We start from the raw sequence: 25,909 nt of genomic DNA on the forward strand, positions 1-25,909 counted from the left end.
GCTGTGTTGTTGTTTGCCACAAAGATAATCATTCTTTAGAATGATGGAATATCATCGTTTAGATTTAAATGCTTTCAATGCTTCCGATGCGATATCTCGGGTGAGTTGGGTAGGCGAATTGCAGTCGCAGTTGCTGAATCCGATGACATAAATACCCTCGCTTGGGATATACATTCCCATCGACTTAAAGCCGAATATGCTCCCTCCATGCTCTCTCGTTGCGGTTCCGTCCAATTCCGTCAGATGCCAGCCATAGCCGTACTTAATGGGGTCGCCATTGTTCAAGCTTTTTTTAGTGAAAGCCTTTTTTGCCGTCTTTTTATCCAGCAACAGATTGTTATTTAGGGCATGCTGCCAATGCAGCATATCTACTGCGGTTGCCATCAGCGAGCCAGAAGAAAACGGAATCGTAAAGCTGATGCGCCCTTTGTTGACATACGCATTGTCTTTCTTGCGATAGCCGTAAGCCCTGTTTTTAATAATAGCGGTATCATCGGCATAACGTGAATCAGACATTCCGGCTTTTTCGAAAATGTGCTTCCGGATATAGGCCTCATAGGTTTCTCCAGAAACCAACTCGATGATATGGCCCAAAATCACATAACCCGAATTGTTGTATTCGAATTTTGTGCCTGGCAGAAAATCAACAGGCTCATTCTTGAAGAAATCGATTATTTCTTTTGGCGTTAGGTCTTTCTGGGCAATCTGCTGCAGGGACTTCATTTTGGTGAAATCTTTAATACCCGAAGTATGCGTCAGCAGATGGTGCAAGGTAATCTTGTCGCCCTCAGGATAGTCTGGAATGTATTTAGAAATGCTGCTGTTGAGGTCAACCTTGCCTTCTTGTTCGAGCATCAGTATGGCAACAGCCGTGAATTGTTTGGTAATCGAGCCTATCTGGAAGACTTGGTCTGTGGTCATATCGACATCCAATTCCAGATTTGCTTTGCCAAATGCTTTATGGTAAACGGGCTTTCCGTCTTTTGCTACTAAGAACACGGCACCCGGTCCTTTTCTGTCGGTAAAGACGTTCGAGATCAGGCTGTCGACCTTGCGTTCAAAATTTTGAGCAGGAGCAGCTGTAAAGGCAGCAATAAGCAGTAGGGAAGTCGCGAGCAGTTTCTTCATTTGTGAGAGGTTGATTTTAGCGCTTTGGACGACAAAAATCGGTGCCCAGTTACAACCTCAAGACAAGCATTGCTGCAGTATTATATAAAAGGCGGCGTAATCTGGTATTTAAACGAAAACAAAACCAGTCCCACCTTCGATTTGATGCCGAACCGTTCAAACAAAGCTGTCCGGTACGATTCTATAGATTTTACAGACAATCCCATGCTGTCGGCCATCTGGTCATAGGTCAGTTCTCTTTCGTCGCACACCAGCTTCAAGAATTCCAGCTCTCTATCGGACAATAAGATCTGGCTTTTGGCGTCTTTGCTCGGAGATTCGTCATAATTCCGCATCCGCTTTAGTATCTCAGAAACGTTGTTGTAGCCGATTTTTACGATGTTGTCGATGGCAAACTTCAAATCGTGTGCGGTACAGTTTTTATGCAAAAAACCTCTGGCTCCGTGATGGTAGGCCGCATCGATAATCTGCTCGTCAAAATGCTGCGTAAGCAGCAGTACTTTGTATTCGCCTTCTATTTCTTCTAGCGCCTTCAGTACTTCTATACCATTCATTCCGGGCATGGAATAGTCGAGTATAAACAAATCGGGCGGACTCTCTAAAGGAAGTGCCGCTAAAAAGTCGGCACCATTGTCAAATTCTGCCGTAATCGTATAATTGCTGATTTTTTCCAGCAGTTCTTTTAAACCCTGTCTGACGATCTTATGGTCGTCGATGATGCCTATGGTTGTCTTTTCCATATCTAGGAGATTTTGTTTTCTGATAGCCGAATCTTTGTGCCTTCGCCGATTACAGAATAAATGTTTACAGAATAATCAATAATAGCGGCACGGCTGATGATGTTTTGTAGTCCCATTGTAGTGGTAGTGTCCTTTATCTTTTCATAGTCGAATCCCTTGCCGTTGTCGGCAATGACCATTTCAAAACTTGGGCCAGTCCTTAAGCGAATTTCGATACGTCCGGCTTTCGAATGCTTGAAACAGTTGTTCATGATTTCCTGAAAGATTCTATAAATCACGATCTTTTCATTCGTCGAAAATGCCCTTTTCGCGCTTCCTTTCTGTACAAGCTCAATAGGAATAGGCCCTTTCTGCAGGCGCAGTATTTCCGATTCGATAGCTTTTGTCAAATCCTGCTGCAGCAGTACTTGGTTGTTCAGGGAATGGCTGATGCTGCGTATGGACTGCGAAAGTCCGCTGACCGACTGCGACAGCGGCTGCAAGGTCTGGTTCAGCTCTGGCGAATCGAGCTTGAGATTTTCGATCTGGAAATTGATATAGGTGAGCTGCTGTCCGGCATCGTCATGCAGGTCTTGCGATATGTTCTGCAATACCTGTTCCTGTGTTTCGATGATAGCCGCATTCATTGCCTTTTGGAAATCAATATCTTTTTGGTAGATGACCTTAGTGTAGTTTTTGATTTTGCGGATATACAGCTTTACCAGTACCACGCAAAAGAGGATGAGGAGACTGATAAATAGCAGTCCGATAACGATTCCAAAGGCTACATCATTCACCATTTTTCAACTTTTTTTCACGATAAATATAAATGTTTATCAAAGAATAATAGACGATATTCACGAAGTAAGTAATAAAGGTATAAAGTTTTATGTGGCCGAAAAGAAGGAATGAGGTAACATTTTTGCTGTTGAAACCAAACATAAAGCTCAGTCCGAAGAAAAACAGTACGGGCGCTGTAAGCAGGATATATGTGTTAGACAGAAAAAAATCGAAACTTTCTTTCCTGAGCCTATAAGAACTCTCATAAATAAAGATGATTATATACAGAAAGGCACCCACGACAAAAGTATAATAGTTGAATTTTTGTGTCCCGTCAATAAAAAGAAGGCTGGCAATGGCAAAGAGTAAAAAAGCATATAGCAACAAGAATGCAGTTTTTTGAAAAACCGCATTCCTGGCTAATAGCCACAGCCATAATCCATGATGCAGGATAGTGCCAATTGTGGATTCCAAGACTATAGACTTTGAATAGAATAGCAATATTGAATTTGTCAATTCCATAAAAAAGCACACCAACAGAATTAGGAGCAAAAACCGATGTGTGATGTTTTTCCATTTCAAGCTAGACAAAGCAAAAAGCAAAGTCAGCAGTACGAGAATCTTTAGGGGCTTTGAAAATTGATAAATAAACTCTACCATTTTTTAGTAAGATAATTAATTGTTGCTGTTTTAAAGCGGTGCTTTTTTGTATCCCGAAGCATCGATTCTAGGCTCATCAGAAAAGTCGAAAAAGGTTGCTGGGTTTTTGCCGTTCAAGACCCTGAAAATAATTGTCTCCTGCTTGCTGTTGCCGACTAGTGCCCACATAAATTCAAAACTAATGTCAAGGCCTTCGTTTTCTCTAGCAATACTCCTAAAAAGAGGAAGAGAATAGCAAACTTTTGTATCGCTAAATTTAGGCTCTATCTCAATGCCTGCGATTTCTTTAGACGCATCAAGCTTAAAGCCCACATATTTTTCATATGCTGAATAGGATTCTGTCAGCTTTTTCAAATCTTCCCATTTGATTGCAAAAGACTTGCCTGTACCGAGCTTAAACGGTGTGTGTTTTATCTCATGCGTTTCTATAGTACTCAAATAAAGCGTATCAATACATACAGCCTTCCCGTATTTTCTAAGCCAATCTGCCCTCAACGAATCTTTTTTTGGAGGCTCTAGCTTTAAATCATCAATTTTTCTATACTCTTCCAGTCCCAAGCATTCTTGTTGGTTTTTGGCAGCTGCCGCAGCCCTTGTGTCGTCTTGCGTTTCTTCTTTCTCCTTGCATCCTATCATTGCCAACGACAGGAATAAGAATAGTACTGTTTTTTTCATAATTTAAATATTGGAGGTTTATAATTAAGTTCATGACAAAGTTGGCTCATATCCATTTCTGACTCAATAGGGTTTTCCCTATTTCGTCTGGGTTATTTCCCCATCGCACCACAGCCTAGCTAAAATATCACTTTTTTCTTAATAATTTATGTATTTATTGCTATTTCAATGAGTTAGGGAAAAGCCTTTGGTGCAATAGGGTTTTCCCTATTGTTGCAGTCTAAGTGTCGCGGTAGCTTTGGCCTATACAACAGCAAACAGGCGCATCATGAAAACAACCTCTTATATCCGATTACAAAATGTTCAGCAAGGTGCTATCTTTTTATGCAGCTGTTTGCTCTTCATTTCCTGCACGATGAAAACAGATAAAATGGAAACAACCGAAGGACTGGCACTGCCCCAAGGAACCGGATATGCCTTGCTGGTAGGAGCAGCAAGAACTAGCCTTTCGGGCTATAGCAATGTGTTTACCGAAAGCGCACCCTATAATGTAGATGCCCTAGAAAGAATATTGATAAAAAATGACTTCCAAGAGCAGCATATTGCCAAACTGCACTCGCCAAAAGCAGATGTGCTGAAAGCAAATCTCCTGTCGCAGCTCCATAAGCTCACGGAAAACGATCTTTTTGTTTTTTACTTTTTCGGGCATGGCGACCAAGTTCCTGATACCGGAGTTTTAGACGAAACAGGGGACAATAAAGATGAGGTATTGATTACGGAAGACAGGAAGCTGGTTGATGATGAGATATATGAAATACTGACCAGTATCAAGACCAAGGCAAGAGTACTGTTTATTGTAGATGCCTGCAACTCCGGCACCATTTATAAATCGATGCTGAGTTTCAGAAACAAAGGCCGGGCTATTCCAGCTTTCGGGTATTTTGAAGCAAAGCAAGATAATGGTATGCAATTAGACTTCTTATACCTAGGAGCTACGCAAGACGGAAGCATCGCTACAGTATACGGTTCTACCAGCCCATTCACCTCATTGATAGAGTCTGTATTAAAAGATAAATCTTTTGAAGGAAATTATAAAGACTATTTCGGCATCCTAAGCAAAGCCATGTGGGAAGATAAAATTTTTCCAACTTTCGAGACAGGCTACGCTTCGCACCAATTTTTAGACCAACAACCTTTTAAAATCAATTAATTATGAAAAAAATCACCCCCCTTCTCGCAATTGTAGTATTGTGGAGCTGCTCCACGGTAAGGACATCGCAGCTGAATTCAGGAACAGCATCCAATGCAAACGGATTTTACTATGCCCTGCCGAAAACCATATTAACGGCCTCTTTTGAAATCGAAAAGAAGACTATCGAAGCAGGAAAATACAGCGAATATGCCCCATGCTTTGATATTGAAGTAGAAGAAACCGCTGGCACCTCCTATAAAATCAAGAATATGGAAATTACCTCTAGGTCTATACTAGATAAGACCAAAGTCTACCAAATGAATATGAGCCGAAATTTTTTGAACAAGAATGACTTCTCCCTTGAATATTCAAAAGATGGGGAACTTACTTCTTCGGATATAAAAAACGAAAGCCAGATAGTACCATTGATTAGCACCGTAGTCAATTATGCAACGCTAATTCCGGGGATAGCCGGATTAGGAAGCGAACCTGTAGCATCACTACATAGCCCATGCAATAACCAAGAAGAAAAGAAATACAAGCTGGCCAAGGAAAACTACGATAAGATATTGATTTACCAAAACATGCTGAAAAAAATTCTGGAGAATTCAGACGGCTCCAATAAAGAAGTCGTGGAGTTCAAGCTTCAAAAAGTCAATCAATTACGAGATGAACTGTTAAGCGATTTTACAGGAAAAATTACCACAAAAAGCGTAAAAATTCAATTTGAGATTGACCCAGAAGATATGGATGATATCGGAAATGGAGCAAGCACCTACAACAAGATCAAGCTCTTTTCTATCGACAAGACCAAAGGAATCAAGATGGCGCCCGAGTTCTCGAATTATGTCACTACCGGATTTGAAAAAGAAGAAATTACGCCAACAGAAACTATCTATATCCAGCTTCATAAAATAGAAAAGGGGATAGGAGAGGTAGTCGCCAGCCATAATAAAAAAGACGATAAAAAAGCATCTTTCTATTATAATATTCCAGCCGAAGCGCGCTTCCAGATACTTAAAGAAACAAAAGACAAAAACACGGTCGAAAAACAAGCAGACCTTATGGTGCCGCAATACGGAATCGTAGCAGCAGGCCCTTCAAACATGAAAAATATGGTTTTTAAATTGCACCCAGGTCTCGGCTCCATCTTGTCCATTTCTGGAACGACTGCTACGGTAGATTTAGAAAAGCTTAATGCCGCCCCTGAAAAAATTTCAGGAATTCTGGACAAGTTTAAAAAAGAAGAGCCTGAAGATCCTAAAGACAAGCTGATTAAGCAGCTGGAACAAGACGTCAAGATAAAAGAGCTAAAAGACAAGCTGAATGCTGTTTCTGAATAAATATACCTCTAATGTAAAAACATACCGCAATGAAAAACAGCTTCTCCTTTATCTTTTGCCTTATCGCAATGGCCTCCTATTCTCAGAATACGCTCAATGCAGGCGGATGGTCTACTTCCGGACCAGGATCCTATACGCGTATCACCGCGACCAACAACCTTGACCAAAAAGTATATTCTATACAAAATACCATCCATATGGATGATGCGATTTTGGAATTTGAGATTATAGTAGACGGCGTAACAATACCGACAAAAATATATGAAGGCGGCGTTGTTGCTGTTGAAGGCAAAAGCATCTTTATCCGCCAAACCAAGCCTGGCAAGCAGATCAAGGGCAACTGGAAGACTATTCAGCAGCCCGAAACAGCAGCCACAGTCATACCTTGGGTGGGCTATCCTTCGCTGAACAAAGAAATTCTTGTAGCCAGCCTCAAGACGGAGCAGGAATTTATTATCGAAATCCACGGCAGTCTTGACTGCAACGATGCGGCCTTTCAGGTATTTATTGATAATGTTCCCGTAAAAGACAGCAGCAACAATACGCTCACATTTTGGAACGGGAGCAGTCTTATAGGAAAAGGAAAATTAGTCGTAGTCAAGGTAAGCGGAAGCTGTACCGGCTCCAAGATCATAAGCGGCTATCTCAAGCTCAAGGCATAAAGACAATTCAGACCACTTTTAAAAAAGAAAACGATGAAAAAAATAATACAGGTACTGATACTGCTGGCTGTTTTTTCTGAAAGCGCTGTCGCGCAAGACCTGGCCCAACTGCAGGCAGACAGTACGGCCTTGTCTGCCGCTGCTACGGCTGAGTCATTAGACAATCTGGCATCCTGCTCGTTTGTGCTGCCTACGCTAGAATATAGGTTTGACGACCATCTAAAGCATGGCGTATTTTTAGGAATCAAAAAGGTAAACGCACAAAAGAATTGCGATTGTTCTTCTACTATGGGCTCGCTATGTTATGCTGCGGGAGCTACTTATAGGGCTGCTGCAGGCTATTATCCTCATACAAAAACTGGCGATATAAGCCTTCATTATGGCTACCGATATTTGTTTCTGTATGGAGAATTGGGAGCCGGATATTCATTCAGTGCGAAAGAAGCTATGCCGGGACAGTTTTTTCACTTCGGGCCTTCCATAGGCTTTGACCTTCTTGCTATCCAGGCCAATGCAGGCTATTCTTTTACCACTGAAAAAATTAATGGGAAATCGGGAGCCTTTATGCTATCCATCGTATTCTCTCCAATAAGTTTGGAGAGAAATAAAGAATACAAAAGATCCGTAAAGACAATCAACAAATCTACTGCTACAGACAGGAAAAGCTTTAGGATGGATAAGGGATAGTTGCACTTTTATTCTACATAACAACATATTGCCTTTATAGTATGTCTATAGTGACTCTATAAAAACTGTACTTTTTATAGAGTCACTATAGACTCATTATAGACTCACTATAGACTCACCTGCAATAAAACCCAAACAAAAGTACTATTATGACCAGCGTTTGTATGGCGCTAAACTATAGTAAGATCAGTATAAAATACCTTGTGTTAAAAAGAAAAAGCTAGAAAATATATAAGCCAGACTACAGTCTGGCTTATTTTTTTATGAATAAGAAAGAATATAATTTGCTATTTTTGATTGTCAATCATCAATCCAATCATCATGCGTTATGTTTTAGCTTTTTTTCTTCCTTGGCTCTCTTTGATATTGCAAGGGAAAGTTCTTTCAGGGATATTATGTCTTATTCTGCAGCTTACCATCATCGGATGGATTCCGGCTTTTATCTGGGCCGCTACCGCCTTGAACCGGATGTATGCCGACCGTAGGACAAATAGGGTCATACGTGCCATGAACGGCAACCGTTAAGGAAATTCTTCTCGATTTGCCAGAGCCCCCGTTGCTTAGTTTGCAAACAGCTAGTTCCCGAACCTCATCTCGAACAAGATATAGTGCTGTATCCCGAATTCTTTGCCCCAGGTTTCGATGTCCTTGCCGCTGCTTTCAACCGCGCACCAGAATTTGTTGCCCTCTTTGTCTTCATACGGCAGTATATACGCAAACGCATAGAACGGCTTGCCTGATACGATGGGGAAATGGGTGCCGAAATCCCTAAGGCTGTAATCGTCAGAACGCATGCTTTTGTATTCTTTTTGAATCTCGAAACGATCAAACAAAAACTTTATCTTCAAGGACTTGTCCGATGATTTTTTGGCAATTACCGTGAGATTCAGGCTGTCATTTTCAATTTTTCCGATGTAGGAGTTTGTGGCCGAACTGAAGATCGTATCGGTCTTTTTTACTTTGCCATCCCAAATTTCTTTGGCTACCATATAATATTCTGTGCCCTTTAAAGCAGCTCCCGTAAATTTCGTAGTATAATAATCCATATTGTCAAACCGCATGACATCCGTCAGTGCCTTGTTTTCGGAATAAGAATCGCTTTTCATTGTTATAGGGGGCAATGCATTTTCTTGCGCTGTTGCCGTAAAAAAAGGAAAAAAGAACCACAGTCCTGCCCAGCCTAAAGCAGCCGTTTTAATCGCATTTTTTTTCATCATTAAGTATTTAGAGGTTATGATGCAAAAGTAGGCTGGCAGTAAAGGCGCTGAGGTTAACCGCCCTGAATAAGGGTTAATTAGTGTTAATGAAAATGGCAAGGGCGCTTTTAAAATTTTATCTTTGGCTCGTATGAAACGAAAGATACTATTGGCGTTTGTCCTGATGTCCTTGTGCGTTGCGGGAATCGCGGCGCTGCAGCTCTATTATAACTATGCGACCTATACCGCCGAGCGCAGGCAGTTTGAAAGAGACTGCAACGAGGCGCTTGAAGAAGCAGTCGACAGTTCTTTTGCCAGGCACCGCCGTATCGTGGTCGGAGAGTTCAAGGGATGGCTTTACGATCCTTCTTTCATCAAGATTACGGCCCGATGGAATCCAGATGCCAAGCAGACGGTATTTACGATAAAAGAAACAGAACCCTCGGCCATAGGGCAGAGTCAGTTTAGCATGGGCATCGAAGATTTTAAAGAAAGGCTGGATAGCATTACTCCCAAAGGAAGGACAGTGCTCGTCAACCACATGGCAAGGCAGGTGGATACTGAACTTAAAAAGGGCTATATTTGGTTCTATACCCAAAAGTTGGGAGACAGCCTTAACAAGCTATCGTATGACATGCCTCTGGAATTGGGAATATTAAAGAAAGAATACCAAGCTTCGTTGCAGAAAAGAGGCATATCATTATCTTTTGACTTTAATAGAAAACCCGACGGCCAGACCTTTCAGACTAAAAAAGTAAATATTTCCTTGAGAAAGCCGCATAAGCAAAAGCTATTGCAGGCGACTATCGTCAACACCGACCTGTTCTTGCTCCGGCAGCTCAAATGGGTGTTGATAGGCTCGGTGCTGCTTATACTCATTACGCTTTCCTGCTTCTGGTACACCTTGAGGCTGCTGCTCACCCAGCACAAGATCAACACGATAAAAGACGATTTTATCAACAACATGACGCACGAAATCAATACACCCTTGACCTCGATTGCTATTACTGCCGAAGCGCTAAAAAAGTTCAACCACGATAAGGAAACACAGGAGAATTATATTGAAATCATACGCCACCAGAGCGGCAAGCTCATCTCGCTTACCGATGAGATACTGGCTGCCGCGCGACTGGAAAGTTCTGAAATGGAACTAAAAGATACCATAGCCATCAGCACGCTGCTGCAGGAAATTGTTGCAGGGGCAGAAGGCAGTGCACAAATCTCTATTTCTTCTGAAGAGGATAGTAAAGTAAAAGGCAATAAAAAGCACCTGAGCAGGGCAATTGCCAACCTGATCGATAATGCGATAAAATATGCAGGATCAGAAAAGCCAATTATCGAGATACAAAGTTTTGCAGAACATAAACAGCTGACGATCAGGGTTGCCGACAATGGGCCTGGGATTTCTGATGAGCATAAAGAAGCAGTTTTCAGTCCGTTTTATCGCATACCGTCGGGCAACGTACATGATGTCAAAGGCTATGGCTTGGGACTGAACTATGTGAGGAAAGTGATAGCCGCCCACAAAGGCAGTATCAGCCTGAAAGATAATGTCCCGAGCGGAAGCGTATTCACCATCAAATTGCCCTTGTCATGAAGTACACGATCCTTTTGGCAGAAGATGAGCCGTTCTTAGGAAAGGTCATCAAAGACAGTCTGGAAAAGGAGGGCTATACAGTCGAACTGGCTCCTGACGGAAAAAGGGCGTGGGAAATCTACAAGAGCCATGCGTTTTCTTTATGTATATTAGACGTGATGATGCCGTACAAAGACGGATTCTCGCTGGCTTTGCAGATACGGAATGATGATCCGAAAATACCTTTGATGTTCCTTACGGCCAAATCGGATATAAAAGACGTGATGGCAGGTTATGCCAGCGGAGGGAATGATTATCTCAAGAAGCCGTTCAGTCTGGACGAGCTTTTTCTCAGGGTAAAAGAACTGCTCCGAAGAGCAGAACCAGAAAACGAGAAAAGCGACGAGCATCGGATAGGGAGCTATGTCTTTTTGCCGAAAAGGCAAGAACTGAAACATAACGGCGAGACCGTAAAGCTTTCTCATAGAGAAGCACAATTGCTCGTCTTGCTTTTGCAGCAAAAGAATCAAGTGCTTGACAGGAAATCGGTCTTGCTGCTGCTTTGGGGCGACGATACTTTTTTTAATACCCGCACTATGGATGTCTATATAACGAAGCTTCGGAAAAAACTGGAAGGCGACCAAAGCATAGAAATCCTTAATATCAGGGGATTTGGCTACAAGCTGATTTGTTGATGCAAATACTCAGGAAACAGCATAAAATTTTTTGAAAAGAAGCTAACTTTGCAAAGCTAAAACCGCACGATATGGATACGAAAATGCCTGCCCGCATACCTGCTTCAAGCTTCGACTACCTCAAGATGCTCAAAGAGAATAACGATAGGGACTGGTTTAACGAGAACAAAGACCGCTACCTAAAAGAATACGACAGCCTAGAACATTTTGCCGATGCTCTGCTGCAGGAGCTCCGCAGTCATGATGTTATCGAGACTGCATCGGGCAAAAAAAGCCTGCACCGTATTTATAGGGATACGCGATTTTCTAAAGATAAGACGCCGTATAAGACCAATTGGAGCGGCGGCTATAAAAGAGCTACCGCACTCCGTAGGGGAGGCTATTATTTTCATATCGAGCCGGGCAACAGTTTTATTGCCGGAGGTTTTTGGGCTCCCAATACAGAAGACATAAAACGCATCCGCGAAGACATCAGTTCTGACCCCGATACGCTTCGGAAAATTATAGAGAGCAAGACCTTTAAAGCAACTTTTGGGTCATTGCAGGGCGAACAGCTCAAGACGACGCCCAAAGGTTTTGATGCTGCCGATAGCGCGATAGACTTATTACGTTACAAGCAGTTCCTACTCGTCAAGAGATTTACAGATGATGAGGTGCTGAGTCCTTCTTTTTTGAAAGAGGCCGACCAGACGTTCAAGAACATGCATCCGTTTTTTGATTACATGAGCGAAGTGCTGACAACCGATGCCAATGGCGAGCCGCTTTATAGTAGCTAACTTGCAATAAGATTTTATGATTTCTTTTTCTGTAACGCTAAAAAATAATTGGCTTTATACGCAAGACAGTATCCTGTGCATAAAGCCAATTATTTATTTAGGGTTTGCTTTTAAAGCGTTGCCATGTCGATAACAAAACGGTAGCGTACATCGCCTTTCAGCATCCTGTCATACGCATTCTGTATGTCTTTGATATCGATCATCTCGATTTCAGATACGATACCATGCTCGGCGCAATAGTCCAGCATTTCTTGAGTTTCGGCTATGCCTCCGATTCCAGATCCTGCCAAACTCTTTCTGCCTCCTAACAAGCTGAACGCTGCTACTGGAGAAGGTTTTGAAGGAACGCCTACGCAGATATGGGTACCGTCTGTCTTCAATAAAGAAAGATAGAGGTTGAGGTCATGTTCTGCCGAAACGGTATCGAGTATGAAATCAAAAGAGTTTCGGGCTGCTGCCAGCTGTGCTTCGTCGGTTGTCACGACAAAATTATGGGCACCTAATTTTCGAGCATCTTGTTCTTTGTTAGGCGAAGTGCTCAATACGGTCACTTCGGCACCAAACGATACTCCGAACTTCACCGCCATATGGCCTAGTCCGCCCAATCCTAATACAGCTAATTTGTGTCCTTTTCCTACTTTCCAATGTCTAAGAGGCGAGTAGGTAGTGATTCCGGCACACAATAGTGGAGCGACAGCCGCAAGGTTTAATTTGTCTGAAACATGAAGCACGAAGTCTTCGTTTACGACTATGGTATTGGAGTAGCCACCATACGTTGGGGTCTTTCCGTCTTGTTCCAAGCCATTATAGGTCTGCGAGTTACCTTTCAGGCAGTATTGCTCTAAATCTTTCTGGCAGTTTTCACATTCGCGGCAAGAGTCTACCATACATCCCGTTCCGGCTATATCGCCTACCTTGAATTTCTTGACATGTTCGCCTACTTTGACTACGCGTCCTACGATTTCATGTCCAGGAACCATCGGGAAGATTCCGGGAAACCAGTCGTCTTTGATCTGGTGCAAGTCGGAGTGGCATACACCGCAATATTGGATGTCGAACTGTACATCGTGAGGTCCTACTTCACGTCTTTCAAAGGTCCATGGCGCTAAAGGACTTTGATTGTCCTGTGCAGCGTATGATTTTGTTGCTATCATTTTTGTCGTGTTTTAAGGGATTAGAATTCGTAACTACTAAGGTAGGGAAAAAAGCAATTGATTTTGTTAAGCTATTTTTAGCTTTTCTGCAGGCGTAAAAAAAAACCGCCCATGCAAGATGCACAGGCGGTTTCGGGGAACTATATTCACTTTAACCTAACTAATTATTCTCTCATCAAGCGTTTTACTTGAGTTCCTTGAGCAGTTGTTATCTTAACCAGATAAACTCCAGAAGGGAATCTTTCCATGTTGAACTGACGGCTTGAATGTGCAGTCTTGTTCGTATCAGAAAGAATCAATTGTCCAGTGATAGAATATACTTCTATTTTTTCTGCTGTTACGTCTCTAGAGAATTCAACAGTCACGATTCCGTTTGTAGGGTTTGGATACAATCTCATTTTGATATCTCCAAATTCAGGAACAGAAAGACCGCAGAAATTGCTAGGGTCTGTAATAGTTACAGTAGCAGTACCTGTTGCGACATTACCGCTGTTGTCAGTTACTGTCAATGTTACGGTATTCGCCCCAACATTACTACAGTTGAAAGTGCTAGGTGAAACAGTCACGCTTGCTATGCCGCAATTGTCTGTACTTCCGTTGTTAACCTGAGCCGCAGTGATTGTAGCAGCTCCAGCCGTAAGCGGTACGGTAATATTGCTTGTAACAACAGTCGGTGGTGTTGTATCGGCAACCGTAGTAATTGTAAAGCTTTGCGTAGCCATACAAGAGTTAGCGTCGGTAACAGTTACTGTATAGGTTCCTGCTGCCAATCCTGTAGCTGTAGCTCCAGTGCCTCCCGAAGGTGCCCATGAGAACGTGTATGATCCTGTTCCTCCAGATACTCCTACTGATGCAGAACCATTAGAACCTCCAGTACAGCTTACGTTAGTCTGTGATGGAACGATAACAATTGCAGACGGAGCTGTAATAGTAACTGTTCTTGTAATCTGACATAAATTAGCGTCTTTTATGGTCACTGTGTATGTTCCAGCAGCCAATCCTGAAGCTGTAGCTCCAGTTCCTCCTGATGGAGCCCATACATAAGTGTAAGCACCTGTTCCTCCTGTTGCTGTAACAGAAGCCGATCCATTAGCACCGCCGTTGCAGCTTACGTTAGTCTGAGTCGTTGTAGCAGCAAGAGCAGCAGGCTCAGTCAAGGTAACCGTTCTTGTAATCTGACATGTATTAGCGTCAGTGATAGTCACAGTATAGGTTCCTGCGGACAGTCCAGAAGCCGTAGCTGCAGTACCTCCTGATGGAGCCCAAGCATAAGTATATGCACCTGTTCCTCCTGTTACTGTTACAGAAGCACTACCGTTAGCACCGCCATTACAGAGCAAGTTGATCTGTGATGTGGTAGCGGCAAGAGCAGCAGGCTCAGTCAAAGTAACCGTTCTTGTAATCTGACACAAATTAGCATCAGTAATAGTAACTGTGTATGTTCCAGCAGCCAATCCTGAAGCAGTCGCTGCAGTACCTCCCGAAGGAGCCCATGAATACGTATAAGCACCTGTTCCTCCTGTTGCCGTAACAGAAGCAGTTCCGTTAGTACCGCCATTGCAGCTTACGTTAGTCTGAGATGCTGTAGCGGTAAGGGCCGCAGGCTCAGTTACCGTAACTGTTCTTGTAATCTGGCAAGTATTAGCGTCAGTAATAGTTACTGTGTATGTTCCAGCAGATAGTCCAGAAGCCGTAGCTCCAGTACCTCCTGAAGGTGCCCATGAATACGTATAAGCGCCTGTACCTCCCGTTGCCGTAACAGAAGCCGATCCGTTAGTACCGCCATTGCAGCTTACGTTAGTCTGAGATGCTGTAGCGGTAAGGGCCGCAGGCTCAGTTACCGTAACGGTTCTTGTAATCTGGCAAGTATTAGCGTCAGTAATAGTTACTGTGTATGTTCCAGCAGATAGTCCAGAAGCCGTAGCTCCAGTACCTCCTGAAGGTGCCCATGAATACGTATAAGCGCCTGTTCCTCCCGTTGCTGTAACAGAAGCAGTTCCGTTAGCACCGCCGTTGCAGCTTACGTTAGTCTGAGATGCTGTAGCGGTAAGAGCCGCAGGCTGGTTGACTGTAACGGTTCTTGTAATCTGGCAACCATTGAAATCGGTTACAGTTACGGTATAGGTTCCAGAAGCCAATCCTGAAGCAGTAGCATTCGTTCCTCCAGATGGAGCCCATGAATAGCTATAAGGCGTTGTTCCTCCAGTAGCCGATACGGTTGCTGTTCCGTTAGCACCGCCATTGCAGCTTACGTCTGTTTTTGATATAGTACCTCCCAATGCAGCCGCTGGCTGGTTGACTGTAACGGTTCTTGTAATTTGGCAAGCATTAGCATCTGTTACCGTTACTGTATATGTTCCTGCTGCTAGTCCTGTAGCAGTAGCTGCAGTTCCTCCAGATGGAGCCCAAGAATAAGTATAAGAAGGGGTACCTCCAGTTACGGCTACAGTTGCCGTACCGTTATTTCCACCATTGCAGCTTACGTCAGTTTTTGAAGCCGTTCCTGCCAAAGCAGCCGCTGGTTGGTTGACTGTAACGGTTCTTGTGATCTGGCAAGCATTAGCGTCTGTTACCGTTACTGTATATGTTCCTGCAGCCAGTCCTGTAGCAGTAGCTGCAGTTCCTCCAGATAGAGCCCAAGAATAAGTATACGGAGGCGTACCTCCAGTTACGGCTACAGTTGCCGTACCGTTATTTCCACCATTGCAGCTTACGTCAGTTTTTGAAGCCGTTCCAGCCAAAGCAGTAGGCTGGTTGATGGTAAAGCTTCGAGTAGCCTGGCATGCATTATTATCGGTTACAGTCACCGTATAGGTTCCTGCTGCCAATCCTGTTGCCGTAGCATTGGTTCCTCCAGACGGAGCCCAAGAATAAGTATACGGAGGCGTACCGCCAGTTGGCGCTACTGTAGCTGTTCCGTTAGCACCGCCGTTGCAGCTTACGTCGGTTTTGCCACCGCCTGTTGCAGCTGATAAGGCTGTTGCTGGCTGGTTGACTGTTACCGTTCTTGTAATCTGACATCCGTTGAAATCCGTAACGGTCACAGTATAGGTTCCTGATGCCAGACCTGTTGCAGAGGCATTAGTTCCTCCTGAAGGCGACCATGAGTAAGAATATGGAGTTGTTCCTCCAGTCACGACTACAGTTGCTGTTCCGTTAGACCCGCCGTTGCAGCTTATGTCTGTTTTAGAAATCGTTCCACCAAGTGCAGCCGCTGGCTGGTTGACAGTCACAGTTCTTGTAATTTGGCATCCGTTGAAATCGGTTACCGTTACGGTATAGGTTCCTGCTGTAAGGCCAGTAGCCATAGCATTAGTTCCTCCAGAAGGCGACCATGAGTAAGAGTATGGGGTTGTTCCTCCAGTCACGGCTACAGATGCTGTTCCATTAGAACCGCCGTTGCAGCTTATGTCTGTTTTAGTAATTATTCCGCCAAGTGCAGCCGCTGGCTGGTTGACAGTCACAGTTCTTGTAATCTGGCAACCATTGAAATCAGTTACAGTTACGGTATAAGTTCCTGCTGCCAATCCTGTTGCGGTAGCATTAGTTCCTCCAGATGGAGCCCATGAGTAAGAATATGGAGTTGTTCCTCCGGTCACAGATACTGTTGCCGTTCCGTTAGAACCGCCGTTGCAGCTTACGTCTGTTTTAGTAGCCGTTCCGCCTAGTGCGGCCGCCGACACGTTACTTACCGTTGGAGAAACTGTACCAGTACAACCATTGGCATCCGTAATGGTTACCGTATAGGTTCCTGCTGCCAATCCGGTGCGGTCTTCGGTAGTAATACCGCCGCCCCAGTTAAAGGTATAAGGACCTACACCTCCAGTTGGTGTCAGGTTGATAGCTCCAGTAGAGTTACCAAAACAAGCAATATTGGTCACTACAGTAACTGCAGATACAGCTGCTGCTGGTTGGGTTACCACAATGCCAGAAACGGTACCTGTACAGCCGTTAGCATCAGTAATGGTTACCGAATAGGTTCCTGCTGTCAATGTAGTACGGTCTTCGGTAGTGACACCGCCGCCCCAGTTAAAAGTATAAGGGCCTACTCCGCCTGTTGGCGTAAGGTTGATAGCACCTGTATTGCCTCCAAAACAAGCTACGTTGGTTACTACTACAGTTCCAGATACGGCTGCTGCTGGCTGGCCTACTGTAATACCAGAAACGGTACCAGTACAGCCGTTGGCGTCAGTAATGGTTACTGAGTAGGTACCTGCCGTCAACAATACACGGTCTTCGGTAGTAGCACCGCCAACCCAGTTAAAGGTATAAGGGCCTACACCGCCTGTTGGCGTAAGGTTGATAGCGCCTGTATTGCCTCCAAAACAAGCAACGTTGGTTACTACTGTAGTTCCAGATACAACTGCTGTTGGCTGGCCTACTGTAATGTTGTTAATTGTACGCGTACAAGCATTAGCATCAGTAATAGTTACTGAATAAGTTCCTGCTGCTAGTCCTGTACGGTCTTCTGTAGTAGCACCACCAACCCAGCTAAATGTATAAGGTGGTGTACCGCCTGATGGTGTCAGGTTGATTGCACCAGTACTGTTGCCAAAGCAGGCAATATTCGTTACTACTGTACTTCCATTTAATGCAGATGGTTGTAAAACACTAAAGGTTCTTGTAGCCGTACATCCGATATTATCGGTTACAGTTACAGTATAAGCTCCTGCACTTAATCCTGTAGCTGTAGCATTCGTCCCTCCTGATGGAGACCATGAATACGTATATGGAGGTGTTCCTCCTGTTGGAGCTACAGTAGCCGTACCGTTAGTTCCACCATTACAGCTTGTATTTGTTACTCCTCCTCCGGTAGTTAATACAATAGCTGGATTTACAGTTATTGTTATCGTGGCACATGATCCTGGAGTCACACAGCCGCCTTCTCCACGAACATAGTAAGTGGTTGTTGCAGATGGAGTTACTGTGAAAGATCCTGTAGCGGTGCTGGTAACCAACGTTCCGCCGCATGATCCAGAGTAGATACGCCAAGTAGTAGCGCTGTTTAGCGCTCCTGTAATGTTGATTGTCTTGCTTGCTCCATTACAAATTGTAGTTGTTCCTGAAGCTACAGCCAATGTAGGTCCCGTAGGGTTCGTACAGTTGATGCATGTTACAGATCTCGCTGGATAATTTCCAGGTTGTATAGGATAACTTGTGGTATTTGTAGCATCATGAATCCAGTTTGCAGGATTGTTGATTGCAGCACGAAGTGCAATTGAAGTTCCTGTTAAAGTACCATTGTATTTTGCATTTGCATATTCAGGACCAGGTGCCGGAAATAATGAAATACAATTTGTCCCATTTGTTAGTCCAGTAGGCAAGGCAGAGTCTGAAGTAGCCCATGTCGTACTGTTCGGGGAAATAGGATTCCATGTTGTAATTGGATCATACTTTGAAGAATTATAATCTCCGTGAACACCAGAAATAAATATAGGCGAAGCTGGTGCTACGCCTGAAGTAGATTGGTAGGCAAGGATTTGGTCTCCAGCGGAGAGGTTAAAGCTGCTTCCTTGGGCGAAAGTCATGCTTCCGCCTCCAGTTACAGTTAGTACATCTGGTGCTGTTTCTACGAGAGTAATGACTGTTCCGCAAGTAATTCCTGCTGGAATGACATAGGCAAGATGCGGTTCGTTAAGTGTGTTCATCCACATATTTCCATCCCATCCCTGTTCTGTGAAATACAATGTTTGCCCCGCAGGGAGATCATTTAATGCAATAAATGCAAAGCCCTCCGGGGAGCTGGTATTATAGCCTATAAAGGCTATGTCGCCTGCTGCCATTGTCTGCGCTTCCGATTTTACTCCGCTCAGGAGGCAAATCATGAAAAACAGACAGGCTTTAAAAAAAGTAATTTTTGTTTTCATATGGTTAATTTAAGGTTTAATGACATAAATAAGCGTTATGCCAGCCGCCAGCCGCTACCGGCGTGCTGTCTGACATGATTTTTTGGATAAATTCTCCGTTGTTTTTCAAGACGGCTTCGACCTGTGTTTCGTCTTCTGTCATCTTGAAAATATAGTGGTCAAAACGGGTCCTGTTCGTATCTGGATGAAACTCCATTTTCCCTCTTGGGCCTTCAGGAGCGTCTTCCATTCTTTCTATCAGCCTATCCAAAGCAGGAATGCCATCGGCGTCTCTAAGCAGCGACTCGATTATGAGTCCTGATTCGTATCCGAGCATGCTAAAAACGCTTGGTTTTTCATGGAGTATGGCCTTGTATTTTTCTATGAACAGGGTGTTTTTCTTGTTTTTAAGATTTTCTGACCAAGGAGCTACAACCAAAATATCGCCTTCAAAAGCGTCTTTATATTCTTGCCTTATCTTGTCGCTTATCGAAAATGAGGTAAAATAGAAAGGGTAGCTTTGCGCCAGCTTGTTTTTTATAAGATAGGAAGCGTGTTCTTCAGCATAGATGCCGCTGTGAAACGCAAAAATGGCTTCTGGTTTTAAAGGAGCCAACGTTTCTTGCATGCAGTCTGCTTCATTTTCTCTTGGATTCAGGGGAGTGATGTAATGTCCTGAAAATTCTGAATTGTTTTGATACAGTCCGATCTCTACGGCTTGATTGATGCCATAACCAGAATCATAGTAAGAAGAAGAGGTTGCGATGTTCTTGTAGTTCTGGGCTAAGTACTGTCCCAAATAATAAGAAGACTCCGCTATACCAAATGAATTGATGTATATGCCTCGTTTCTTTTGTACGGGATATGGCAGATTAGAACCGATGTCCGTGGCTAACAGAAAAAGGTCATGGCTAGAGGCATATTCATATACGCTAGCAATGTTGCGATGGCCAAAGAAACCGACAAAAAAAATGATATCTTCTTGAAAAGAAAGTTTTTGCATCTTGTCAATAATCATCTTTTCGTCTGCTCCAATGCCTATGCTTTCAACATAAAATTTAACATTTAGGCCATTCAGCTTAATACCGCGCATAAAATCGCGGTCAAGGAAAGGGTATTGCTTTGATTGGGGCAGCAACATTCCGATTTTTAGTTCAGAAATCATAATTGTAAAATAAAGGGGGATCTGACTCCCCCATTAAAATTAGTTTCTTGAAGGGAAAATTCCTTCTAGAGCAATGCTCATGTATATTCCTAAGTAAGGATTACGTATTCCGATTGGAATGTTATTACCAATTAGGCTCGTAGTACCGCTAATCACAGAAGATACACCACCAACAACATTTGTTCCTGTTGGGGATTCTCTGTAGATTTCTGGCATGTTTCCAGAATCTCCAAATCCGTTAGAACCACCATCAGTAGTGTTACTGCCGTTTGCATTGTTAGTTGCCAATACTTTTGTAGCAACATTTGCTTGTCCGTTTACTAATGCGTGAGCATGAGCTGGTAAGTTTGAAATAAGGATAGATACGCTTTCAACACCAGCAACTTCACCTTGTGAGATGTTTGAAAGTCCTGGGCCAGATCCTGGGTGAACAATAGATCTTCCTCTCAAATCAGGAAGTGCAAATGTAGTTTGCCCATTTCCGCCATAGGTAGTACCTAAAAGGGAAAATAATGCTGTGTTTTGAGCAATTGACATGATCTGTCCATCGCAGAAAGCCCATCCTCTAGGAGGGAAGTTAAATCCATAAGCCTGAATTTGGCCAAGAAAAGGTTCGAACATAGTTTTAAAGGTTTTAAGTTAAAATGTTTATTGTTTGTTTAGTTTTAAATCAATTGTGAGGAGGGAATTTTTGCACTGAAAAGCAGATTTTTCTTTCATCTGCCAGTCTTCTTGCATTTCATGAGGGTGTTGAAACGCAGCTATGTCGCATTTTATCCTCTTTTTTGTGAAGGATAAGGAGCGAAAGAACATAAAAATGCTTCGTGCAATTGCTAGTGAGGGAGTTTCTTGGACAGCAAGAGTATACATAACAAAAGATTTAGCAGGTTAGTTTGGGACTTTCTCTTCGAATGCTTTGTTTTTCGACTTTCCAAAATTGCGATTTTTAGAAATCGCATACAATACCATAATTTTGGTATATTTTTGCCTCACCTAATTTAGTGAGGTGATTTTGAGTGGTTTTTTGTACTAATTTTAGTATAGAAACAGGCGAAGCAAGGCATTTGCCTATCGAATGATGGTCGTTATGTTCACATTTTGTGAAGTCAAAAAAGGCGTAAAGAAAAGGGCAGGAGATTTAAAAAGAAGCCTAATTTTTATAGAAGCTATTTTGTTTCGATTCTTTTTGCTATGTCTATCGATTTCGATATTCTGAAATCATAGAGGTGTAATTAAGAATGCTAATCCAATTGTATTTTATTGTTGGGAAAGAGAAAAATATTTCCTGTAGGAAGTAATAAATCCGAAAATCTTAGTAGGACTATCTCTTTTTGTGACAATCGGGATGATTCACAAAATTGTTTATTAGTTGTCGGAAGCGCTATCAGTGTTTTTGCCGAATTCTATTTTGGCATCGATTATCTTTTTTAAGAAATCTTTGTCGTTTCTTAAGTCTTCCACTTCGCGTTCCAATATCTCGATTGTCTGGTTTTTGGCATCCACAACGCTGCCTTTGTTGATAAGGAACTCGCTTTCAGGTTCTTTTAGCGTATGGTTGTCAGGCTGAAGGAAGTCATTCTCATAAATAGTGCCTTTTATAAAATAATAAACAGAAACATTTACCGCTTTCGAAATCTCAATCAAGAAATCTAAAGTGATTTCTTTCGATTTGAAACGGTTTTGCAAGTTTTGGGGAGAAATGTCTAATCTTTTTGCAACTTCATTTAGTTGTATGTCAAGTAATTGCAATTTTTTCTTTAAAATTTTCCCGTCCATATGAAAATAAATTTGTTTATTATAAATAAATATGTTTACTTTGTGACATATAATAGACATATCAGCTATTATTGTGATAAAACGCAAGAACCAATATAGAAAAATATGGCATACAATGGCATATTTAATAAACTTGCCATGGCTTTGCGTTTCTGCCAAAAACGTAAAGTTATTGTTTTTTTCGTATCTGCAATAGGCAAAAACTAAAAAAAATACCCCGATTTCTGTAGGCTATCAGACGGTGCGTTTTTTTAATAGCAGTGCGGACGCATTTTCTATGCAGTCGCTTATTTATTCTTGACTATAAATTTCTTACATTGCAGGAGCTATTAACCCCTAAATGAGTTCCTTATGAAGATAACTTTACTTTCTTCTGTTGTGTTTCTTTCGCTGGCCACGGCATCAAAAGCCCAAAATTTTACGTTAAAACCCACTCCTGATATAGTAGGACTCCAATATAGTTCTGTTGATTTTGCAGATATCGACGGCGATGGCGATCTTGATCTTTTTACTGGAGGTGCCGATCCGAGCTACATACTAACGTCAAGGATGTATAAAAATGATGGCAGTGGGAATTTTACGCTATCGGACGGAACTACTTTTATCAAGATCCGTGAAGGTGCTGCGGCTTTCGGAGACGTAAATGGCGATAATTTTCCAGATTTGGTTGTTGCTGGTAATACGCCAGGCCCGACAACCAAGCTGTATATCAACAATGGTTCTGGAAACTATAGCCTTTCAACGGTAGAATTTACGCAGAGCACCTATGGTGCTTTGGCTTTTGGCGATATCGATAATGACGGTGATAATGATTTGGTAGTTACAGGTTTTTCTACCAGCTTCTATGGCATTACGGAATTGTATAAAAATGATGGCAATGGCAATTTTACGCTACTTACTGCGGCCCAGAGCGGCTTTACTGCACCGGGTGTTTTTAGGAGTTCTGTAGTTCTAGAAGACTTTGACGGCGACGGCTTTCTTGATGTTTTTGTTACCGGAAATACCTCAAACAATATACTCGTGAACACTTTGTATAAGAATAACGGAAATGGCAGTTTTACGATACGTGCCACGCCGATAGCGCCTATCCAGACAGGTTCTGTTTCGGCAGGGGATTTTGATAATGATAGTGACAAAGACCTGCTTGTTGTAGGTGCTGATGCTGTAAGCGCGAAAGTGGCGCTTTTGTATAGCAATGACGGCAATGGCAACTTTACGCTGGTTCCTGACGTTCCTTTTATAGGCGCGCAGTACGGAAGAAGTGTTTTTGCCGATGTGAACAATGACGGCTATCCCGATGTTTTTATCTCAGGCTACAGGAATCCGAATAGGAGGGCCGATTTGTATATGAATAATGGCGCTTCGGGAGGATTTACTCCAGTGACAGTTCCTTTTCAAGGATTGAATAATGCCGATGTGGCATTTGCCGATGTGGATGGCGATACTGATTTGGACTTTTTGGTCACCGGACTGTCTGAAGCTGGAACGATATCGAAGCTTTTTCTTAACGAGCTTTTTCTGGGGACAGAAAATCCGGAAGCAAAAAATATCCGATTTTATCCAAATCCGGTTGCGGCATCGCTTTATTTGACGCTGCCTTCGGGAGTACAAGCGCTGAAGGCTGATGTGTATTCGCTTTTCGGACAGCTTGTACATTCAGAAAATTTTGCAGACGGTACTAATCCAATCGTACACTTTGATGCTCTTGCTGCGGGAGTCTACCTGATGAAGGTAACGACCGATTCGGGAACACAGGTACAGCGCATCGTGAAATCATGACAATGCCAGAAAAGAATAATAGTATCTTAATGATTTAGTCATCCTAAATTAATATTTTTATATCTATTTTGATACTATATGATTCTGGAAACCAAGAGCAAAGAAGCTGGCTTAAAGCCTAATTTTTTTGACAGAGATGTCAGCTGGCTGTCGTTTAACGAAAGAGTGCTTCATGAAGCGGCGGCTGCTGATGTGCCGCTTTTTGAAAGGATAAAATTTCTTTCTATCTACTCTTCTAATCTCGACGAATTTTATCGAGTGAGGATACCGTCACTGATGGCACTGAAGAAAATTTCTAAAAGCGAAGCCGAAAATGGTTTTGCCTACCAGCATATCTTGGACAAGATCCAGCATATCGTAGATGACCAGCAGCATGTTTTTGGAACTATAATATCAGAAAAAATACTTCCTGCCCTTAAGAAAGAAAAATTCCATCTACTCTATAACGAGCCTATTCCAGATACTATTCACGAAGAAATTACCCATTATTTTTTTACGGAAGTGCTGGCGTTTATACAAGTTGTCGACATGTCGGCTAAAGAAATAGATTTCTTTCCAGAAAATAATAAACTGTATAAGCTTGTCGCGATAGAAGAAGGAGCCGACTCGTACAAGCTGTTTATATTGAATATTCCTTCGGACGATTTGCCGCGCTTTTTTTCTGTAAAAAAAGGAACTAAAAACTACATTCTCTTTTTAGATGATATAATAAAATTCGGACTCTCGCTTATCTTTAAAGATCAAAAACTGCTGGCAGATTATAATTTCAAGATTACTCGCGATGCTGCCTTGGAACTTGATGACGAATATGATGAAGCCATGGCCGAAAAAATGGAGAAAAAGATTGCCAAGCGCGATTATAGCTTTGCGACCCGTTTTTTGTTTGATTACAGGATGCCGCCTCCATTTTTGCAATCGCTGATTGATGCCTTTAAGCTAAAAGATGCTACTGTTGTCTTGGGCGGATGTTATCACAATCTGAAAGATCTGGCTTCGTTGCCGTTGAAAAAAGAAAGCCTGTCGTATCCTAAAATAACGCCGATTTCTACAGCCGTGCCTTTAGGAAAAAATCTTTTTGAGGTTATTGCAGAAAAAGACATGCTGTTTCACGTGCCTTATCAGTCGTATGACGGCGTGTTGCGCTTTTTTAATGAAGCATCTATAAACCAAGATGTCGAAGAAGTATATGTAACGCTGTATCGCGTGGCCAGTGATTCGAAAATTGCCAATGCTTTGATCAGTGCGGCAAAAAATGGCAAGAAGGTTACGGTTGTGGTGGAATTAAAAGCAAGGTTTGATGAAGCCAACAATATAAAATGGTCTAAGCAGTTGAAAAAAGCAGGAGTGAAGATCGTCTATAGCATTCCGTCGCTAAAAGTACACGCCAAGATAGCGCTCGTGAAGTTCAAGAAACAGAGCAAACTAGCTCCAATAGGTTTGTTTGCGACTGGAAATCTGAATGAAAATACGGCACGGTTTTATACGGACCATATCTTGATGACCGCCCATAAAGAAATGCTGAAGGACTTGGAGAAAGCCTTCCATTTACTTACAACCATTAAGAAAAATCCCAAGAAATATAAGATTGATTTCAAGCATCTGCTGGTAGCCAAATTCAACTTGAGAGAGAAGTTTATTGCTTTAATTGATAACGAAATCCAGAATCATAAAAAAGGCTTGAGTTCCGGAATAACAATCAAACTGAATAATCTGGAAGAGAAGAGCCTGATTGAAAAATTATACGAAGCGTCTAAATCAGGCGTAAAAATCCAATTAATTGTCAGGGGAATATGCTGTCTTGTTGCAGGGATTCCGGGTATGAGCGAAACAATTTCCGTAAGGCGAATTGTGGACAGGAATCTGGAACATGGAAGGATTTTTGTATTTGATAATAATGGCGATCCGTTGATTTATATGGGTTCTGCGGATTGGATGAATCGAAATATCTACAATAGGATTGAAGTCTGCTTCCCGATTTATGATCCAAATTTAAAAAAGGAATTATTGGATATCTTGGACTTTCAGCTTGAAGATAACGTCAAAGCGGTATGGATCGGTTCAACGCTTCAAAATATTCCAGTTAGAAATGATAAGACACTAGTACGTTCGCAGGAAAAAATCTATGAATACCTGTCTGAAAAAGCTTGATGGGCTCCATCA

21 protein-coding genes are annotated in these 25,909 nt (G+C 42.5%); 10 read left to right on the plus strand and 11 right to left on the minus strand.

The features are described 5' to 3' along the window. Positions 1-51: 51 nt before the first annotated feature. From OLM56_RS06550 to OLM56_RS06570, 5 genes are all read right to left on the minus strand, one after another. A complete protein-coding gene (locus OLM56_RS06550) occupies positions 52-1,128 on the minus strand; it encodes a serine hydrolase domain-containing protein (RefSeq protein ID WP_264528741.1) in 1,077 nt (358 codons plus the stop codon). An 80-nt stretch (positions 1,129-1,208) separates the two neighbouring features. Continuing rightward, positions 1,209-1,868, minus strand: coding sequence for a response regulator transcription factor (locus OLM56_RS06555; RefSeq protein ID WP_182494227.1), 660 nt, complete (start codon positions 1,866-1,868; stop codon positions 1,209-1,211). A 2-nt stretch (positions 1,869-1,870) separates the two neighbouring features. After that, entirely contained in the window at positions 1,871-2,647 is a 777-nt protein-coding gene (locus tag OLM56_RS06560; protein ID WP_264528742.1) for a sensor histidine kinase, read from the minus strand. After that, on the minus strand, positions 2,637-3,287 hold the full coding sequence (locus OLM56_RS06565) for a hypothetical protein (RefSeq protein ID WP_264528743.1): 651 nt from the start codon (positions 3,285-3,287) through the stop codon (positions 2,637-2,639). Before OLM56_RS06565 ends, OLM56_RS06560 begins: the two co-directional genes overlap by 11 nt. Positions 3,288-3,317: 30 nt before the next feature. Next, positions 3,318-3,962 (minus strand): hypothetical protein, encoded by a 645-nt coding sequence (locus OLM56_RS06570; protein WP_264528744.1) that lies wholly within the window; start codon positions 3,960-3,962, stop codon positions 3,318-3,320. 268 nt (positions 3,963-4,230) lie between these two features. Here OLM56_RS06570 and OLM56_RS06575 point away from each other — a divergent pair, with 268 nt between their 5' ends. The 5 genes from OLM56_RS06575 to OLM56_RS06595 all read left to right on the plus strand — a co-directional run bounded on the left by OLM56_RS06575 (position 4,231) and on the right by OLM56_RS06595 (position 8,311). Then, on the plus strand, positions 4,231-5,112 hold the full coding sequence (locus tag OLM56_RS06575) for a caspase family protein (RefSeq protein WP_264528745.1): 882 nt from the start codon (positions 4,231-4,233) through the stop codon (positions 5,110-5,112). Between the two features lie 2 nt (positions 5,113-5,114). Further along, entirely contained in the window at positions 5,115-6,437 is a 1,323-nt protein-coding gene (locus OLM56_RS06580; protein WP_264528746.1) for a DUF4831 family protein, read from the plus strand. A 29-nt stretch (positions 6,438-6,466) separates the two neighbouring features. Continuing rightward, entirely contained in the window at positions 6,467-7,099 is a 633-nt protein-coding gene (locus tag OLM56_RS06585) for a hypothetical protein (RefSeq protein WP_264528747.1), read from the plus strand. Positions 7,100-7,132: 33 nt separating this feature from the next. Further along, a complete protein-coding gene (locus OLM56_RS06590; RefSeq protein WP_264528748.1) occupies positions 7,133-7,786 on the plus strand; it encodes a hypothetical protein in 654 nt (217 codons plus the stop codon). Positions 7,787-8,083: 297 nt separating this feature from the next. Further along, entirely contained in the window at positions 8,084-8,311 is a 228-nt protein-coding gene (locus OLM56_RS06595; protein ID WP_317125119.1) for a YqaE/Pmp3 family membrane protein, read from the plus strand. Positions 8,312-8,361: 50 nt separating this feature from the next. Here the strand turns inward: OLM56_RS06595 and OLM56_RS06600 are convergent, their stop codons facing one another. Then, positions 8,362-9,003 carry a hypothetical protein gene (locus tag OLM56_RS06600; RefSeq protein ID WP_264528749.1) on the minus strand — a complete coding sequence of 214 codons (642 nt, stop codon included), beginning with the start codon at positions 9,001-9,003 and terminating at the stop codon, positions 8,362-8,364. Between the two features lie 130 nt (positions 9,004-9,133). Between OLM56_RS06600 and OLM56_RS06605 the strand changes: the two genes are divergently transcribed. From OLM56_RS06605 to OLM56_RS06615, 3 genes are all read left to right on the plus strand, one after another. Continuing rightward, positions 9,134-10,579 carry a sensor histidine kinase gene (locus OLM56_RS06605; protein WP_264528750.1) on the plus strand — a complete coding sequence of 482 codons (1,446 nt, stop codon included), beginning with the start codon at positions 9,134-9,136 and terminating at the stop codon, positions 10,577-10,579. Then, positions 10,576-11,253, plus strand: coding sequence for a response regulator transcription factor (locus tag OLM56_RS06610; protein WP_264528751.1), 678 nt, complete (start codon positions 10,576-10,578; stop codon positions 11,251-11,253). The genes OLM56_RS06605 and OLM56_RS06610 overlap by 4 nt, the downstream gene beginning before the upstream one ends. A 71-nt stretch (positions 11,254-11,324) precedes the next feature. After that, positions 11,325-12,029, plus strand: coding sequence for a DUF2461 domain-containing protein (locus OLM56_RS06615; protein ID WP_264528752.1), 705 nt, complete (start codon positions 11,325-11,327; stop codon positions 12,027-12,029). Between the two features lie 110 nt (positions 12,030-12,139). Here the strand turns inward: OLM56_RS06615 and OLM56_RS06620 are convergent, their stop codons facing one another. The 5 genes from OLM56_RS06620 to OLM56_RS06640 all read right to left on the minus strand — a co-directional run bounded on the left by OLM56_RS06620 (position 12,140) and on the right by OLM56_RS06640 (position 21,970). After that, entirely contained in the window at positions 12,140-13,183 is a 1,044-nt protein-coding gene (locus OLM56_RS06620) for an NAD(P)-dependent alcohol dehydrogenase (protein ID WP_264528753.1), read from the minus strand. A gap of 164 nt (positions 13,184-13,347) precedes the next feature. Continuing rightward, positions 13,348-19,050 carry a T9SS type A sorting domain-containing protein gene (locus tag OLM56_RS06625; protein WP_264528754.1) on the minus strand — a complete coding sequence of 1,901 codons (5,703 nt, stop codon included), beginning with the start codon at positions 19,048-19,050 and terminating at the stop codon, positions 13,348-13,350. Positions 19,051-19,066: 16 nt separating this feature from the next. Further along, positions 19,067-20,194: an ABC transporter substrate-binding protein gene (locus OLM56_RS06630; RefSeq protein WP_264528755.1), complete on the minus strand. Its 1,128-nt coding sequence runs from the start codon at positions 20,192-20,194 to the stop codon at positions 19,067-19,069. A gap of 39 nt (positions 20,195-20,233) precedes the next feature. Further along, positions 20,234-20,815, minus strand: a complete 582-nt coding sequence (locus OLM56_RS06635) for a phage tail protein (RefSeq protein ID WP_182494214.1) — start codon at positions 20,813-20,815, stop codon at positions 20,234-20,236. 744 nt (positions 20,816-21,559) lie between these two features. Continuing rightward, positions 21,560-21,970, minus strand: coding sequence for a helix-turn-helix domain-containing protein (locus OLM56_RS06640; protein ID WP_182494213.1), 411 nt, complete (start codon positions 21,968-21,970; stop codon positions 21,560-21,562). 351 nt (positions 21,971-22,321) lie between these two features. Between OLM56_RS06640 and OLM56_RS06645 the strand changes: the two genes are divergently transcribed. Then, positions 22,322-23,749 (plus strand): T9SS type A sorting domain-containing protein, encoded by a 1,428-nt coding sequence (locus tag OLM56_RS06645; RefSeq protein WP_264528756.1) that lies wholly within the window; start codon positions 22,322-22,324, stop codon positions 23,747-23,749. A 78-nt stretch (positions 23,750-23,827) separates the two neighbouring features. Continuing rightward, positions 23,828-25,897 carry a polyphosphate kinase 1 gene (gene ppk1 / locus OLM56_RS06650; protein WP_264528757.1) on the plus strand — a complete coding sequence of 690 codons (2,070 nt, stop codon included), beginning with the start codon at positions 23,828-23,830 and terminating at the stop codon, positions 25,895-25,897. Positions 25,898-25,909 lie beyond the last annotated feature (12 nt).

It is taken from the genome of Flavobacterium sp. N2550 (assembly GCF_025947265.1).
Taxonomy (GTDB): Bacteria; Bacteroidota; Bacteroidia; order Flavobacteriales; family Flavobacteriaceae; genus Flavobacterium; species Flavobacterium endophyticum.

Bases quoted from the DNA above. Each gene is read 5' to 3' on its own strand.
- OLM56_RS06550 (WP_264528741.1), bottom strand. From the start codon at position 1,128: ATGAAGAAACTGCTCGCGACTTCCCTACTGCTTATTGCTGCCTTTACA.
- OLM56_RS06555 (WP_182494227.1), bottom strand. From the start codon at position 1,868: ATGGAAAAGACAACCATAGGCATCATCGACGACCATAAGATCGTCAGA.
- OLM56_RS06560 (WP_264528742.1), bottom strand. From the start codon at position 2,647: ATGGTGAATGATGTAGCCTTTGGAATCGTTATCGGACTGCTATTTATC.
- OLM56_RS06565 (WP_264528743.1), bottom strand. From the start codon at position 3,287: ATGGTAGAGTTTATTTATCAATTTTCAAAGCCCCTAAAGATTCTCGTA.
- OLM56_RS06570 (WP_264528744.1), bottom strand. From the start codon at position 3,962: ATGAAAAAAACAGTACTATTCTTATTCCTGTCGTTGGCAATGATAGGA.
- OLM56_RS06575 (WP_264528745.1), top strand. From the start codon at position 4,231: ATGAAAACAACCTCTTATATCCGATTACAAAATGTTCAGCAAGGTGCT.
- OLM56_RS06580 (WP_264528746.1), top strand. From the start codon at position 5,115: ATGAAAAAAATCACCCCCCTTCTCGCAATTGTAGTATTGTGGAGCTGC.
- OLM56_RS06585 (WP_264528747.1), top strand. From the start codon at position 6,467: ATGAAAAACAGCTTCTCCTTTATCTTTTGCCTTATCGCAATGGCCTCC.
- OLM56_RS06590 (WP_264528748.1), top strand. From the start codon at position 7,133: ATGAAAAAAATAATACAGGTACTGATACTGCTGGCTGTTTTTTCTGAA.
- OLM56_RS06600 (WP_264528749.1), bottom strand. From the start codon at position 9,003: ATGATGAAAAAAAATGCGATTAAAACGGCTGCTTTAGGCTGGGCAGGA.
- OLM56_RS06605 (WP_264528750.1), top strand. From the start codon at position 9,134: ATGAAACGAAAGATACTATTGGCGTTTGTCCTGATGTCCTTGTGCGTT.
- OLM56_RS06610 (WP_264528751.1), top strand. From the start codon at position 10,576: ATGAAGTACACGATCCTTTTGGCAGAAGATGAGCCGTTCTTAGGAAAG.
- OLM56_RS06615 (WP_264528752.1), top strand. From the start codon at position 11,325: ATGGATACGAAAATGCCTGCCCGCATACCTGCTTCAAGCTTCGACTAC.
- OLM56_RS06620 (WP_264528753.1), bottom strand. From the start codon at position 13,183: ATGATAGCAACAAAATCATACGCTGCACAGGACAATCAAAGTCCTTTA.
- OLM56_RS06625 (WP_264528754.1), bottom strand. From the start codon at position 19,050: ATGAAAACAAAAATTACTTTTTTTAAAGCCTGTCTGTTTTTCATGATT.
- OLM56_RS06630 (WP_264528755.1), bottom strand. From the start codon at position 20,194: ATGATTTCTGAACTAAAAATCGGAATGTTGCTGCCCCAATCAAAGCAA.
- OLM56_RS06635 (WP_182494214.1), bottom strand. From the start codon at position 20,815: ATGTTCGAACCTTTTCTTGGCCAAATTCAGGCTTATGGATTTAACTTC.
- OLM56_RS06640 (WP_182494213.1), bottom strand. From the start codon at position 21,970: ATGGACGGGAAAATTTTAAAGAAAAAATTGCAATTACTTGACATACAA.
- OLM56_RS06645 (WP_264528756.1), top strand. From the start codon at position 22,322: ATGAAGATAACTTTACTTTCTTCTGTTGTGTTTCTTTCGCTGGCCACG.
- ppk1 (WP_264528757.1), top strand. From the start codon at position 23,828: ATGATTCTGGAAACCAAGAGCAAAGAAGCTGGCTTAAAGCCTAATTTT.